The organism is Roseateles chitinivorans (assembly GCF_050632145.1).
In the GTDB taxonomy this organism is placed as follows: Bacteria; Pseudomonadota; Gammaproteobacteria; order Burkholderiales; family Burkholderiaceae_C; genus Roseateles; species Roseateles chitinivorans_B.
Window position 1 is genome coordinate 5,712,941 of the sequence record NZ_CP192577.1, and the last position, 12,705, is coordinate 5,725,645.

Consider the following 12,705-nt stretch of genomic DNA (forward strand, 5'->3'; position numbering starts at 1 on the left):
AAAATGCTGTGAACGCGGTCACGGCGGAAGCGTTGTCGCGCCCCTGTCACCGGGGCAAACCCGGATGGTTTTCGCAGGAGTGCGACGGCGTGCACACGGGTCGCACGCGGAGTGCGGATTTCCGCCCAATCCATTGTCAGCCGGGGGAATCCACGCCCTGTCCTCGGGCCGTGCGGCACCACGCCGGCGCGGTCCGGCACCCTCTTGGCGCACCGCTCGCCCAGCCTAGAAAAAACAGGGATCGATCGGCTCAGGCCGACATCACGTGGTGATTCAGCGTCAGTCCGAGCGCCTTGTAGGCCTTGAATCGCCCGCGTCCCGCGGCGACCTGCTCGGCGTCGGTGGAGACCAGCTCCAGCACGCGTTCGAAACGCTCGAGCCCGGGCGGCACGCCGGGTTCGAAATTCAGCAAGACCTGGCACCCGGCCAGCGCATCGAGCTGGTCCGACAGCAGGATCGGCGTGCGCTCGCGCAGCGGCGACGGGCTGTCGCCGCGCAGCAGCAGATGCGGGAGGAACTCGCCGGGCTCGAAGGTCCAGAGCGTCTGGTCCAGCCGCTCCAGCAACCTCATCGGTCCCCAGATCCCGACGGTCAGTCCCGCCGCCTGCGTCTTGCGCAGCAGGCGGCAGGCGTAGACCTGCCGGTCGGGCACGCCGGTATAGAAGTTGACCTCCGTCACCGGACCCGCCCTTCCTCTTTCAGTTTCCGGAGAACGCCGCCGGCGTTCAGCGGACCTGCGACAGCACGAAGTGCGTCAGCAGGCCGACCGGACGGCCGGTGGCGCCCTTGGCGCCGCCGCCCTTCCAGGCGGTACCGGCGATGTCCAGGTGACCCCAGCGGTACTTGGACGCGAAGCGCTGCAGGAACTTCGCGGCGGTGATGGAACCGCCCTCGCGGCCGGCGACGTTGGCGACGTCGGCGAAGTTGGTCTTCAGGCCGTCGGCGTAGTCGTCGTCCAGCGGCAGGCGCCAGCACGGGTCCAGCGCCGTCTCGCCGGCGGCGCTCAGCGCGGCCGCCAGTTCGTCGTCGCTCGCATACATGCCCGAACGCACGCCGCCCAGGGCGATCACGCAGGCGCCGGTCAGCGTCGCGACGTCGACGACGGCCGCGGGCTTGAAGCGCTCGGCGTAGGTCAGCGCGTCGCACAGGATCAGACGGCCTTCGGCGTCGGTGTTCAGGATCTCGATCGTCTGGCCCGACATCGAGGTGACCACGTCACCCGGCTTGACCGCGCGGGCGCTGGGCATGTTCTCGCAGGCGGCGATCAGCACGACCAGGTTGATCTTGGGCTTGAGCTCGACCACGGCGCGCAGCGTGCCCAGCACGGAGGCGGCGCCGCCCATGTCGAACTTCATCTCGTCCATGCCGGCGCCCGGCTTCAGCGAGATGCCGCCCGAGTCGAAGGTGATGCCCTTGCCGACCAGCACCACCGGCGCCTGGGTCTTGGCGGCGCCTTCGTACTTGGCGACGATGAAGCGCGGCGGCACGTCGGAACCCTTGGCCACGGACAGGAAGGAGCCCATGCCCAGCTTCTCGATGCCCTTCTGGTCCAGCACCTCGACCTTGATGCCGTGGCTCTTGGCCAGCGCCTTCGTCTGGTCGGCCAGGTAGGCCGGCGTCGCGACGTTGGGCGGCAGGTTGGCGCATTCGCGCGCGACGGCGATGCCGGCGCCGATGGCCTGGCCGCGGGTCAGGCCGGCCTTGACCGCCTTGACGTCGTCCTTGCCGTGCAGCAGGGTGATCTTCGCCAGCTTCGACGCCGCGGGGGCGCTCGGCTTGGTCTCGCGGTAGATGTAGGTGGCTTCCAGCGCGGCGAGCACGGTCTGCTCGGCCAGGGACTCGGTCAGGTCGGCGCCGAAACCGGCATAGGCCACCGAGGCGCCCGTGGCGCCCTTGCCCTTGAGCTGGCCCAGCGCGGCGCCCAGCGCGCTGCGCGCGGCCTTCAGCGACGCGCCGCTCGCGGCGACGATCAGTCTGGGGGCCTTCAGGCCGGCCGGACGGACCAGGGACAAGACCTGACCCGCCTTCAGCTCGAAGTCGCCGAGCTTGATGGCGTCCTTGACCAGGGCGGTGACGGTCTTGTCGAGCGACGCCGGCAGGCTGTCGCCCGCGACGACCAGCACGAGGGCGTCGGCGCCGTGCGACGAGAGCGCGTCGAGGGTCGCGAGCTGAGAGCGGAAGTCCATAATGCCGAGAAGTAGATAAAGTGCCCGGATGTTATTCGATTCAACCGTACGCAAGGAACTGGCCCGCAGTTTCGGACTGGCCTTCGTGGTCATCCTGACCATCGTCGTGACGATGCTGCTGGTGCGCTCGCTCGGCATGGCGGCCAAGGGGACGGTGGCCCCGCAGCACGTGCTGCTGTCGCTGGGTTATCTGGCCCTCGCCCAGCTGCCGGTGATGCTGAGCCTGTCGCTGTTCGTCGCCGTCGTCATGTCGCTGGGGCGCATGTACAAGGAATCGGAGATGACCATCTGGTTCGCCAGCGGCCTGGGCCTGACGCGCTTCGTGCGGCCGGTGCTGACGATGGCCTCGCCGGTGCTGGTCGTCGTCGCGGTGCTGATGACCATCGTCTGGCCCTGGAGCAACGACAACAGCGCCCAGCTGCGCGCGCAGTTCGAGCAGCGCAGCGACCTGTCCCGCGTCGCGCCGGGCCAGTTCCAGACCTCCAACGACGGCTCGCGCGTGTTCTTCATCGAACGCGACCCGACCGACGAAGCCGCCGCGCGCAACGTCTTCATCATGAACAACACCGAGCACCTGGAGTCGGTGACGACCTCGGCGCGCGGCGCGCTGCAGTACAAGGACAACCAGCGCGTGCTGGTGCTGGACCACGGCCAGCGCAACGACGTCGACCAGCGCAACGGCGACAAGTCGGTGGCGCGCTTCCAGCAGTACCAGGTGGTGGTCGACGAGGAGGTGATGCGCGCCGGCGGCACGCGCCCGCCCAAGACGCGCCCCACGCTGGACCTGCTGGTCGACCGCACGCCCCAGAACGACGGCGAGCTGGCCTGGCGCTTCGGCATGATCCTGGGCTGCGTCAACCTGGTGCTGCTGGGGATCGGCATCTCTGCGACCAACCCGCGCCGCGCCAGCAACTGGAACCTGCTCTTCGCGCTGCTGGCGTTCATCGTCTATTTCAACCTGATCAACCTGACCCAGACCTGGGTGGTGGCCAACAAGATGAAGCTGGGCCCGGCGCTGCTGGCCCTGCACGGCGGCGCCTTCCTGGTGACGCTGCTGCTGCTGCTCTGGCGTGAACAGGGCGCGCGCCTGGGCGCGCCGCGCAGCGGCGTGCTCCCGGCCCCGCCCGAGAAGCCGGGTTACGACGAGACCGTCTTCGCCGCGCCACCGGCCGGCGTCGTGATCGCGCCCGCGACGATGTCCGGTTCCACGCCGGGAGTGCCCACATGAGAACCGTCCGGCGGCTGCTGTACCGCGACATCCTGAGCTCCTTCACCCTGGTCATGGCCGGGTTCCTGGCGCTGTTCTTCTTCCTGGACTTCATCGACGACCTGGACCGCTTCCAGCGCCTGGGGCTGGGCATCGGACTGGCGGTCTGGTCCAGCGTGCTGAAGCTGCCCGGCCGCTTCTACGAGCTGATGCCGATCGCGGTGCTGATCGGCACGATCTTCAGCATGGCGCGACTGGCGCAGTCCAGCGAGTTCACCATCCTGCGCACCGGCGGCCTCGGCCCGCAGCGCGCGCTGGGCCTGCTGAGCGTGATGGCGCTGGCCTTCGCGGTGCTGGCCTTCGTCGTGGGCGACTTCGTCAATCCGTGGGCGGACCGCCAGGCGCAGCTGCTCAAGTCCAGCGCCAGCGGCGGCGTCACGAACGCCCAGGGCGCGTGGATGAAGGACCGCCTCGGCGACTACAGCTATGCGGTGCACGTCGGCCGGGCCCGCGCCAACGGCGCGATGGAGGACGTGCTGGTCTTCGAGTTCGACAGCAAGGGCGCGATGGCCACCCGGCTGACCGCGAAGAACGCGACCGTCGACCCGACCGGCCGCTGGATGATGAACGACGTGCGCCTGATGCAATGGTCGCGCACGCCGACGCCGCTGAACCAGCCCGCCCTGGCCGCGCCGCAGCACGCGGACCCGGCGGCGCCGCAGGACAAGCTCGCCGAGAACCCGGCGGTGCGCGAGATCCTGCTGCCGAAGTACGAATGGCAGAGCCAGCTCCCCTCCGGCGTCGTGGCGGCCGCGGTGCAGCCGACGTGGAACATGTCGACGCTGGAGCTCTACCGCTACACGCGCCACCTGTCCTCGCAGGAACAGTCCTCGGCGCAGCCGGAGATCCAGTTCTGGCGCAAGGCCTTCTATCCGTTCGCCTGCATGGTGATGGTGGCGCTGGCGCTGCCGTTCGCGTACCTGCACTTCCGCTCGGGCGGCATCAGCGTGAAGGTCTTCGGCGGCATCATGCTGGGCATCAGCTTCGTGGTGCTGAACGCGATCACCGGCCACCTCGGCCTGCTGCGCGACTGGACCCCGTGGCTCGTGGCCTCGGCGCCCAGCCTGCTGTACCTGGGCATCTCGATGGGCGCGTTCTACTGGTTGGTGCGGTATCGATGAGCGGCGAAAACGCCGCCTGTCTGGCCGCCTGCCGGGCCGACCATCGGTCCGGGTCACCGACGTGTCGCCCGAGGGAGGACTGCTGATGGACGGTCTGCTGCTCTTCGCCCATGGGGCCCGCGACCCGGCCTGGGCGGGGCCGTTCCAGGCCATCGCCGCCGAACTGCAGACGCAACGTCCGGACCTGCCGATCGCCCTGGCCTACCTGGAGCTGATGGCGCCCGACCTGGCCACCGCCGCCGGTGCGCTGGTCGCGGTCGGCTGCACCCGCATCCAGATCGTCCCGATGTTCCTCGGCGCCAGCGGCCATGTGCGCCGCGACGTGCCGCCGCTGGTGGAGACGCTGCGCGCGGCCCACCCGCGCGTGCTCTTCGTCCTGCACGATGCCATCGGCGAACAGCCGTCGGTGATCCGCGCGATGGCGGGCGCGACGCTGGACCTGATCACCGCCGTCACGCTCCCCGCCGACCCCCTCAACCCCGCCACGCCGACCGTGCTTCCCGAGTCTTGAACCCTGCGATGAACCTGCCATGAACCTGCACCAGTTCCGCTTCGTCCAAGAGGCCGCGCGCCGCAACCTCAACCTGACCGAGACGGCCAAGGCGCTGTACACCTCGCAGCCGGGCGTCTCCAAGGCGATCCTGGAGCTCGAGGAAGAGCTCGGCGTCGACATCTTCTCGCGCCACGGCAAACGGCTGCGCAGCATCACCGAGCCCGGCCGGCAGGTGCTCAAGTCCATCGAGATCATCATGCGCGAGGTCGGCAACCTCAAGCGCATCGGCGAGGAGTACTCCAAGCAGGACGTCGGCACGCTGTCGATCGCGACCACGCACACGCAGGCGAGATACGTGCTGCCCGGACCGGTCACGCAGCTGCGCAAGCAGTTCCCGCAGGTCAACATCGGCCTGCACCAGGGCAGCCCGGACCAGGTCGCGAAGATGCTGATCGACGAGACCGCCGACGTCGGCCTGGCGACCGAATCGCTGTCGCAGTTCGAAGAGCTCGTCACCCTGCCCGCCTACGAATGGCAGCACGTGCTGGTGATGCGCGCCGAGCATCCGCTGGCGCAGCTCGAGCGCATCGATCTCGAGCACCTGGCCGCGCAGCCGCTGGTCTCCTACCACCCCAGCTTCACCGGCCGCACCCGCATCGACCGCGCCTTCGCGCAACGCCAGCTCAAGCCCAACATCGTGCTCGAGGCGATCGACTCCGACGTGATCAAGACCTACGTCCGGCTGGGCCTGGGCGTGGGCATCGTCGCCGAGATGGCGGTGCGCGAGGACCCGCCCGGCGGCGAACTCGTCTCGCGCCCGCTCGGCCACCTGCTGGGCCAGAACGTCGCCCGCATCGCCTTCAAGCGCGGCGCCTACCTGCGCAACTACGTCTACAGCTTCGCCGAGCTGCTTTCCGACCGCCTCAACCGCACGCTGCTGCAGCGCGCGATGAGCGGCGAGGCCAGCGACTACGACCTCTGATTTCCGGCACCGTCCAGCGCCTCCCCCGCACACGACCCGCCCACTCATCGATCTCCGTCGATCCTCATCGATACCGACCATGCGCGTTCACACACCCCTTCCCGCGAGCCGCCTGCCCCAACTGGGCGTGACGGTATTCAGCGTCATGTCGGCGCTGGCGCAGCAGCACCAGGCGGTCAACCTGGGCCAGGGCTTCCCCGACTTCGAAGGCGACCCGGCGCTGCTGGACGCCGTCGACGCCGCGATGCGCGCCGGCCACAACCAGTACCCGCCGATGCCCGGCGTGCCGGCGTTGCGCCAGGCGATCGCCGCCAAGATCGAGACGCTCTACGGCCACGCGTACAACCCCGACACCGAGATCACCGTCACCGCCGGCGCGACGCAGGCGATCCTGACGGCGCTGCTCGCGATCGTGCATCCGGGCGACGAGGTGGTGGTGCTCGAGCCCGCCTACGACAGCTACGCGCCCAACATCGCGCTGGCCGGCGGCGTCATGGTGCCGGTGCCGCTGGATCCGACGAGCTTCCGCCCTGACTTCGACCGCATCCGCGCCGCGCTCACGCCGCGCACCCGCGCGATCATGATCAACAGCCCGCACAACCCTAGCGGCGCGGTGTGGAACGCGGACGAACTGCGCCAGCTCGCCGAACTGCTGGACGGCACCGAGGTGCTGGTGATCAGCGACGAGGTCTACGAGCACATGGTCTACGACGGCCAGACGCACCAGAGCGTGTCGCGGCTGCCCGAGCTGGCCGCGCGCAGCTTCGTCGTGTCGAGCTTCGGCAAGACCTATCACGTGACCGGCTGGAAGGTCGGCTACGTGACCGCGCCCGCGCCGTTGATGGCGGAGTTCCGCAAGGTCCACCAGTACAACGTGTTCACCGTGAACTCGGCGATGCAGCACGGCATCGCGGCCTACATGCGCGATCCGGCGCCCTACCTGGGCCTGAGCGACTTCTACCAGCGCAAGCGCGACCGTTTCCGCGCCGGGCTCGCGGGCTCGGCCTTCGTGCTGAGGCCCTGCCCCGGCAGCTACTTCCAGTGCGTCGACTACAGCGCGCTGCCTGCGGCGCAGGCCGCGATGGGCGACATGGAGATCTGCCAGTGGCTGACGCGCGAGATCGGCGTCGCGGCGATCCCGCTGTCCGCGTTCTACACCGGTGGCAGCGACGCCAAGGTCATCCGCTTCTGCTTCGCGAAGAAGGACGAGACGCTGGATCTGGCGCTTGAGCGACTGAAGAAGATCTGAGTCACTCGCACTCCCCAGGCCCGCGAACAGCGAGTGCTTGTGGGGCCGGAATGAGGCTGGGGGTTCGCGGACGCGATGCCCCTGCCTCGTGGAGTGCCCGCGCCTGGCCACACGCAGGCCTGACGGCCGACGCCTGACCGCCCGCAATCACGATCACCGCCCTTTGGGTGTACGCGATGTCTCGTCGTCCTCGACGAGCGACAGATCCAGGTCCACCGACTGCGTGAGCGGCGTCCGCGACGGTGCCGGCGACTGCCACACCATGGTCGCCATCTGATCCGTGGGCGCGGTCGCATCCAGCGGCAGCACGACGTCGATCGAGTTGCCGTCGATCTCATGCTCGGCGCGATCGCGCGCCACCGCGTACAGCAGCAGCAGGTCGCGATAGGCCGGCAATCCCAGATCGCCGCTGTATTCCTGATGGTTGGACAGCAGATCCTGCAGCAGGCTCATGCTGCCTTCGGGATCGGACCAGGCGGCTTCGAGCCGCTCCATCAGTTCCGCGTGGGTCTCCAGGGCGTCGCCCTCGTTCAGGTCGTCGCTCCACGACGGCGCCCGGGCATGGAACTGCTCGGTAAAACGCGCCCCGATGCGATCGAAGGATTCCCGATCACCGCGGCGCTGATAGAGCTCCATCAGCTTGAGGAACGGCAGGCCGCTGGCCGCGTCGCGATGGTTCAGGCGGGAAGACAGCAGTTCGATCGCCGCATCGTCCTGGCCCAGCACCATGAAGAAATCGACCTGCTGCTCGAGGTCGATGAGTTCCTCGACGGTCACGGTGACGCCGCCACCACCGAGGTCGGCGGTCAGCGGCGCCGGACGGGTGTCGCCGCGTTCGAACTGCAGGCTCAGCGGCTCCAGCGCATCGAGGGCGGCCAGGGCGTCGAGCGCGTCGTCGGCGGCCGTCGTCGGTGCGCGGGCCGGCATGCGGGGTGCCGGCGGCGCGGGCGGCGTGGCCGACATCAGGGGCGCGGGGCGCGTCGGTTCCTCGTTGAGGCTCAACGGCATCGGGATCGTCGACGGGGCCAGGGACGCCGCCGGACCGTCGCTCGACAGGTGGGACATCAACGGCGCCGGCGAGCTGTGCGGATCGGTGGGCGTGAACGGGGACGGCCCGGTCGGCACGGGCGGCAGCACCGTCTCGGCGCCCTCCCCGTCATGGCGGGAATCGCCCAGCCAATGCTGGCCGGCCTCGCGCTTCTGCACGCGGTTGCTGCGCCACAGCAGCAGGCTGCTTGCGGCCAGCGCCAGGCTCAGCAGGCTCAGGCCCAGCACCCAGACCGAGGAGGCGCTGCCGCCGTTCGCGGCCTGCTCGCGCGCAGCCTGGAGTTCCTGCCGCAGCGTGGTCATCGCGGCCAGGGTGCGCTTCTGCTCGGCCTGCATGTCGGCCAGCTGCTTCTGCATCGCCAGCATCTGCTGACGCGCATCTTCAGCGGCACTCGCGGCACTGGCGGCGGCCTCGGCCGCCAGCAGCGCCTGCGCGGGCGCCTGCAGCACCTCCATCGGCTCCAGCGACAGGCGCGGCGTCGGGGCCCGCGTCGCACGGGCCTCGCGCGTCGGGGTCCGGCCCTGGGCCGGACGCGTCTCGCGTGACGCGCCGGAGCGGCCACCGTCGGTGCCAGGGCTTGCCTCGACCGCCCGGCGCTGCCGTTGCCGCGGCCGCTCCGCGCTGCCATCGGCGGCGCCGGGCGTGGCCGCGGCGGCGATCGCCAGGTCGTTGCCGGCGCGCGGCGCCGGGGATCGATTGTTCGGCGTCTCCGCCGGGCGCGGCGGCTGCGACTCCTGCAGTGCCTGCAACGCCGGCGACACGGTCACCGCGGGAGGCGGCCCCGGATCGGCGACCGGTTCACCGTTCAGGCCGGGCGGATCGATGAACGCGGTGTACTGGCGCGTCAGCCGCGCGGGACAGCCGACGCTGAGCTGCACCGACACGATCGGCTCGTCGATGCGCTGCGCGCTTCGCAAGCGCACGCCGGTGACGCGCGAACCGTCGCCCTCGACCTGCCAGTGCAGGCCCGACGCGGCCAGCGTGTTCTCGCCGGCGTTGACTTCCGCGCGCACGCATTCGGGCGTGACGGTCTCGCCGGGGTTGAGCTGGATGGGGAACAGCAGGTTCAGCGGCTGACCCAATGACGATGCCGCCTGGGGGCGGCCGACACCGAGGCCCCAGGCCGGCGTCGACATCATGAGGATGGCAAGCACGAGAACGCTGGGCGGCGGCAGTGCGCCGCGCGGGTCGTGAAGATCTCGATCCATTCCCGCTGTTGTTGCTGTTGGTGTGCGTTTCACTCTAGCACGACGCTTACAGGGACAAACCCGGAAAAGCGCCCTTCCTTCCCCCCGGATGCGCATCGCCCACGCATCATGCGCGCATCGTCGCGGCCCCCGCGGGCATGGCGTGGGTCCCTCACAATAGGCCAGAAATCACCCGGAAGACGCCGCCACGCACACGGCCTCTCCCCACAATTCAGGAGACGGCTGGCCTGTCACGCCAGCGACAAAGCATGAACAGCTCGGTTCTTACAATTTCCGAACGCAACAGCATCGAGACAGGCCCGTGGTTTTCCAAACTGTCACTGCCGCTGCGCAGCGACATCCTGGCGCGCGCCACCGTGAGACGCCTGTCCGACGGCGCGCTGATGTCGGTGCGCGGCGAACCCGCCGAGGAATGGATCGGCGTGGCCAAGGGCGCGGTGCGGGTGAGTTCGGTCTCGCTGTCGGGCAAGCAGGTCACGCTGACCTATGTCGAGCCGGGCATCTGGTTCGGCGACATCGCCCTCTTCGACGGCCTGCCGCGCACGCACGATGCCAGCGCGCACGGGGAGACCACGCTGCTGGTGATCCGCAAGCCCGACTTCCGCGACCTGCTGCAACGCCACACCGAGCTCTACGAGGCGCTGCTGCGGCTGAACTGCCGGCGGCTGCGGCTGATGTTCGACCAGGTCGAGGACCTCAACACCCGGCCCCTGGCTTCGCGCCTGGCCAAGCAGATCCTGCTGCTGGCGCGCAGCTACGGCGTGTCGCAAGGCGAGGAGGTCCGCATCGGCCTGCAGCTGGCGCAGGAAGACCTGGCGCAGTTGCTGGGCGCCTCGCGGCAACGCGTGAACCAGGAGCTCAAGGGCTTCGAGCGCGAAGGCGCGGTGCGCGTCGAGCCGACCCGGCTGGTGGTGCTGAGCAAGGAAAAGCTGTTGGCCATCGCCAACCGCTGAGCGTCCCGGGATCGTCGCCGCCTGCGCAGGGCGGCGGGCTCCGGGGACGCGTCGATCACGAATCACGACAACTCCAGGAGACCTTGTGGACGATGCTTTCACCGGCACCCGCGCCCCGTCGCAGACGATGGACGCCGAGGCGCTCGCCGCCTGGCTGGCGCGCGAGATCGAGGGCTTCGCCGGCCCGCTGACGATCGAGCAGTTCAAGGGCGGCCAGTCCAATCCCACCTACAAGCTGATCACGCCGGGCGCGACCTACGTGATGCGCGCCAAGCCGGCGCCGGTGGCCAAGCTGCTGCCGTCGGCGCACGCGATCGAGCGCGAGTTCACCGTGATGCGGGCGCTCAGCAACACCGACGTGCCGGTCCCGCGGATGCTCGCGCTGTGCGAGGACGAATCCGTCGTCGGCCGCGCCTTCTACGTCATGGAGTTCATCCAGGGTCGGGTCTTGTGGGACCAGACGCTGCCCGGTGCGTCCAACGAGGAACGCACGGCGATCTACGAGGAGATGAACCGCGTCATCGCCGCACTGCACCGCGTGGACTTCCGCGCGCTGGGGCTGGCGGGCTACGGCAAGCCGGGCAACTACTTCGAGCGCCAGATCGGCCGCTGGAGCAAGCAGTACCAGGCGACGATCACCGGCCCGAACGAGGCGATGGACCGCCTGATCGAGTGGCTGCCGGCGCACATCCCCGACTCGGCGCGCGACGAGCGCGAGGTCGCCATCGTGCACGGCGACTACCGGCTGGACAACCTCGTCTTCCACCCGACCGAGCCGCGTGTGCTGGCGGTGCTGGACTGGGAGCTGTCGACGCTGGGCCATCCGCTGGCGGACTTCAGCTACCACTGCATGTCGTGGCACATCCGCAAGAGCGGCGCGGCGCGTGGCCTCGGCGGCGTGGACCTGGCCCCGCTGGGCATCCCCAGCGAACTCGACTACGTGCGCCGCTACTGCGAACGCACCGGTCGCGGCGACGCGGCGACGGTGATGAAAGACTGGAACTTCTACCTCGCCTACAACCTGTTCCGCATCTGCGCGATCCTGCAGGGCATCGCCAAGCGCGTCGAGGACGGCACCGCGTCCAGCCAGCAGGCCCGCGAGGCCGGCGCCGGCGCGAAGCCGATGGCGGAACTGGGCTGGCAGTTCGCGCAGAAGCTGTCAGACTGAGGCCGGCCAGTCGGCGATCACGGCATCCCAGGGGGACGGTGTCGGGAACACCTCCTCCAGGAAGGCGACGAAGGCCTTCACGCCGGGATTCGCCCGCCGGCTCTCCGGCCAGACGGCGGTGATCGTCGAACGCTCCACCGCGCATTCGCTCAGGACCGGCACCAGCAGGCCGCGCTCCACGTAGGGCGCCGCGATCCATGAGGCCGCCATGCCGACGCCGCCGCCGGCGGCCAGCACCTCCACCACCGCATCGCTGACATCCAGCACGATGGCCGCCTCGGGGGTGAATTCGACGACGCGCTGTCCGACCTTGAACTGCCAGACCAGCGTCTGGCCCGTGGTCTGGTAGCGGAAGTTCACGCAGTCGTGATCGCGCAGGTCCTCGGGCCGGCGCGGCGCGCCCCGCGCGGCCAGATACCCCGGCGAGGCGAACGCGCTCAACCGGACCGGCGACAGGCCGCGCGAGATCAAGGTGGAGTCCGGCTGGCTGCCGATGCGGATGGCGACGTCCACGCCCTCCTCGACCAGATTGACGTAGCGGTCGCCGAGGCGCAGGTCGATGTTGAGCTTCGGATGGCGTCGACGGAACTCCGGGAGCGCCGGCGCCAGCAGACGCGTGCCGATCGGCAGCGGCGCGGCGATCTTCAAGGTGCCGGAGGGCTCGGCCCTGGCCGCGACCGCCGACTGCACCACGTCGTCCGCCGCGCGCAGCAGCTCGAGCGCGCGCTGATGCAGATCCCGCCCCTCCGGCGTCAGCACCAGCGAGCGGGTCGTGCGGGTGAACAGGCGCAGGCCGAGCTGCTGCTCCAGCCGCTGGATCGTCTTGCTCACCGCGGACGGCGAGACGGACAGCGACTGCGCCGCCGCGGTGAAGCTGCCATGAGAGGCGGCCCGCGCGAACGCGACGATGCCGGTCAGGCGCTCCAGGGTGATTTGTTCCGTCATGGCACTTAACAAGTGATCGGTGCACGGATTATCAAACCGGCGGCGAATATTCACACTGCGACTTCGGGACACCCCAGCGGTGTCG

The 12,705-nt window shown here is 69.6% G+C and carries 11 protein-coding genes; 7 read left to right on the top strand and 4 right to left on the bottom strand.

The window, feature by feature from the left end; genetic code table 11:
* Positions 1 to 250: 250 nt before the first annotated feature.
* Both ACQ86G_RS26225 and ACQ86G_RS26230 read right to left on the bottom strand, forming a co-directional pair.
* Positions 251 to 679 (bottom strand): DNA polymerase III subunit chi, encoded by a 429-nt coding sequence (locus tag ACQ86G_RS26225; RefSeq protein ID WP_431258023.1) that lies wholly within the window; start codon positions 677 to 679, stop codon positions 251 to 253.
* A gap of 46 nt (positions 680 to 725) precedes the next feature.
* On the bottom strand, positions 726 to 2,186 hold the full coding sequence (locus ACQ86G_RS26230; RefSeq protein ID WP_431258024.1) for a leucyl aminopeptidase: 1,461 nt from the start codon (positions 2,184 to 2,186) through the stop codon (positions 726 to 728).
* A gap of 28 nt (positions 2,187 to 2,214) precedes the next feature.
* Here ACQ86G_RS26230 and lptF point away from each other — a divergent pair, with 28 nt between their 5' ends.
* The 5 genes from lptF (at position 2,215) to ACQ86G_RS26255 (ending at position 7,298) form a co-directional block, all read left to right on the top strand.
* A complete protein-coding gene (gene lptF, locus ACQ86G_RS26235; RefSeq protein ID WP_431258025.1) occupies positions 2,215 to 3,414 on the top strand; it encodes an LPS export ABC transporter permease LptF in 1,200 nt (399 codons plus the stop codon).
* On the top strand, positions 3,411 to 4,574 hold the full coding sequence (lptG, locus tag ACQ86G_RS26240) for an LPS export ABC transporter permease LptG (protein ID WP_431258026.1): 1,164 nt from the start codon (positions 3,411 to 3,413) through the stop codon (positions 4,572 to 4,574). The genes lptF and lptG overlap by 4 nt, the downstream gene beginning before the upstream one ends.
* A gap of 85 nt (positions 4,575 to 4,659) precedes the next feature.
* On the top strand, positions 4,660 to 5,085 hold the full coding sequence (locus ACQ86G_RS26245) for a sirohydrochlorin chelatase (protein ID WP_431258027.1): 426 nt from the start codon (positions 4,660 to 4,662) through the stop codon (positions 5,083 to 5,085).
* A 19-nt stretch (positions 5,086 to 5,104) separates the two neighbouring features.
* Positions 5,105 to 6,049, top strand: a complete 945-nt coding sequence (locus ACQ86G_RS26250) for a CysB family HTH-type transcriptional regulator (RefSeq protein WP_088408215.1) — start codon at positions 5,105 to 5,107, stop codon at positions 6,047 to 6,049.
* Between the two features lie 79 nt (positions 6,050 to 6,128).
* Entirely contained in the window at positions 6,129 to 7,298 is a 1,170-nt protein-coding gene (locus tag ACQ86G_RS26255; RefSeq protein ID WP_431258028.1) for a pyridoxal phosphate-dependent aminotransferase, read from the top strand.
* A gap of 153 nt (positions 7,299 to 7,451) precedes the next feature.
* Here ACQ86G_RS26255 and ACQ86G_RS26260 read toward each other — a convergent pair whose 3' ends face one another.
* Entirely contained in the window at positions 7,452 to 9,554 is a 2,103-nt protein-coding gene (locus ACQ86G_RS26260) for a type IV pilus assembly protein FimV (protein ID WP_431258029.1), read from the bottom strand.
* A gap of 248 nt (positions 9,555 to 9,802) precedes the next feature.
* Here ACQ86G_RS26260 and ACQ86G_RS26265 point away from each other — a divergent pair, with 248 nt between their 5' ends.
* Together ACQ86G_RS26265 and ACQ86G_RS26270 are read left to right on the top strand one after the other, a co-directional pair.
* A complete protein-coding gene (locus ACQ86G_RS26265) occupies positions 9,803 to 10,507 on the top strand; it encodes a Crp/Fnr family transcriptional regulator (RefSeq protein ID WP_431258030.1) in 705 nt (234 codons plus the stop codon).
* 127 nt (positions 10,508 to 10,634) lie between these two features.
* Positions 10,635 to 11,675 carry a phosphotransferase gene (locus ACQ86G_RS26270; RefSeq protein WP_431261502.1) on the top strand — a complete coding sequence of 347 codons (1,041 nt, stop codon included), beginning with the start codon at positions 10,635 to 10,637 and terminating at the stop codon, positions 11,673 to 11,675.
* On the opposite strand, the gene ACQ86G_RS26275 is transcribed toward ACQ86G_RS26270, so the two are convergent.
* Positions 11,667 to 12,620 (bottom strand): LysR substrate-binding domain-containing protein, encoded by a 954-nt coding sequence (locus ACQ86G_RS26275; RefSeq protein WP_431258031.1) that lies wholly within the window; start codon positions 12,618 to 12,620, stop codon positions 11,667 to 11,669. The two genes, ACQ86G_RS26270 and ACQ86G_RS26275, sit on opposite strands and share 9 nt — an antisense overlap.
* Positions 12,621 to 12,705: the final 85 nt, after the last annotated feature.

Coding starts and splice junctions, on each gene's coding strand:
- ACQ86G_RS26265 (WP_431258030.1), top strand. CDS start 9,803: ATGAACAGCTCGGTTCTTACAATTTCCGAACGCAACAGCATCGAGACA.
- ACQ86G_RS26275 (WP_431258031.1), bottom strand. CDS start 12,620: ATGACGGAACAAATCACCCTGGAGCGCCTGACCGGCATCGTCGCGTTC.
- ACQ86G_RS26245 (WP_431258027.1), top strand. CDS start 4,660: ATGGACGGTCTGCTGCTCTTCGCCCATGGGGCCCGCGACCCGGCCTGG.
- ACQ86G_RS26250 (WP_088408215.1), top strand. CDS start 5,105: ATGAACCTGCACCAGTTCCGCTTCGTCCAAGAGGCCGCGCGCCGCAAC.
- ACQ86G_RS26270 (WP_431261502.1), top strand. CDS start 10,635: ATGGACGCCGAGGCGCTCGCCGCCTGGCTGGCGCGCGAGATCGAGGGC.
- lptG (WP_431258026.1), top strand. CDS start 3,411: ATGAGAACCGTCCGGCGGCTGCTGTACCGCGACATCCTGAGCTCCTTC.
- ACQ86G_RS26230 (WP_431258024.1), bottom strand. CDS start 2,186: ATGGACTTCCGCTCTCAGCTCGCGACCCTCGACGCGCTCTCGTCGCAC.
- lptF (WP_431258025.1), top strand. CDS start 2,215: ATGTTATTCGATTCAACCGTACGCAAGGAACTGGCCCGCAGTTTCGGA.
- ACQ86G_RS26260 (WP_431258029.1), bottom strand. CDS start 9,554: ATGGATCGAGATCTTCACGACCCGCGCGGCGCACTGCCGCCGCCCAGC.
- ACQ86G_RS26255 (WP_431258028.1), top strand. CDS start 6,129: ATGCGCGTTCACACACCCCTTCCCGCGAGCCGCCTGCCCCAACTGGGC.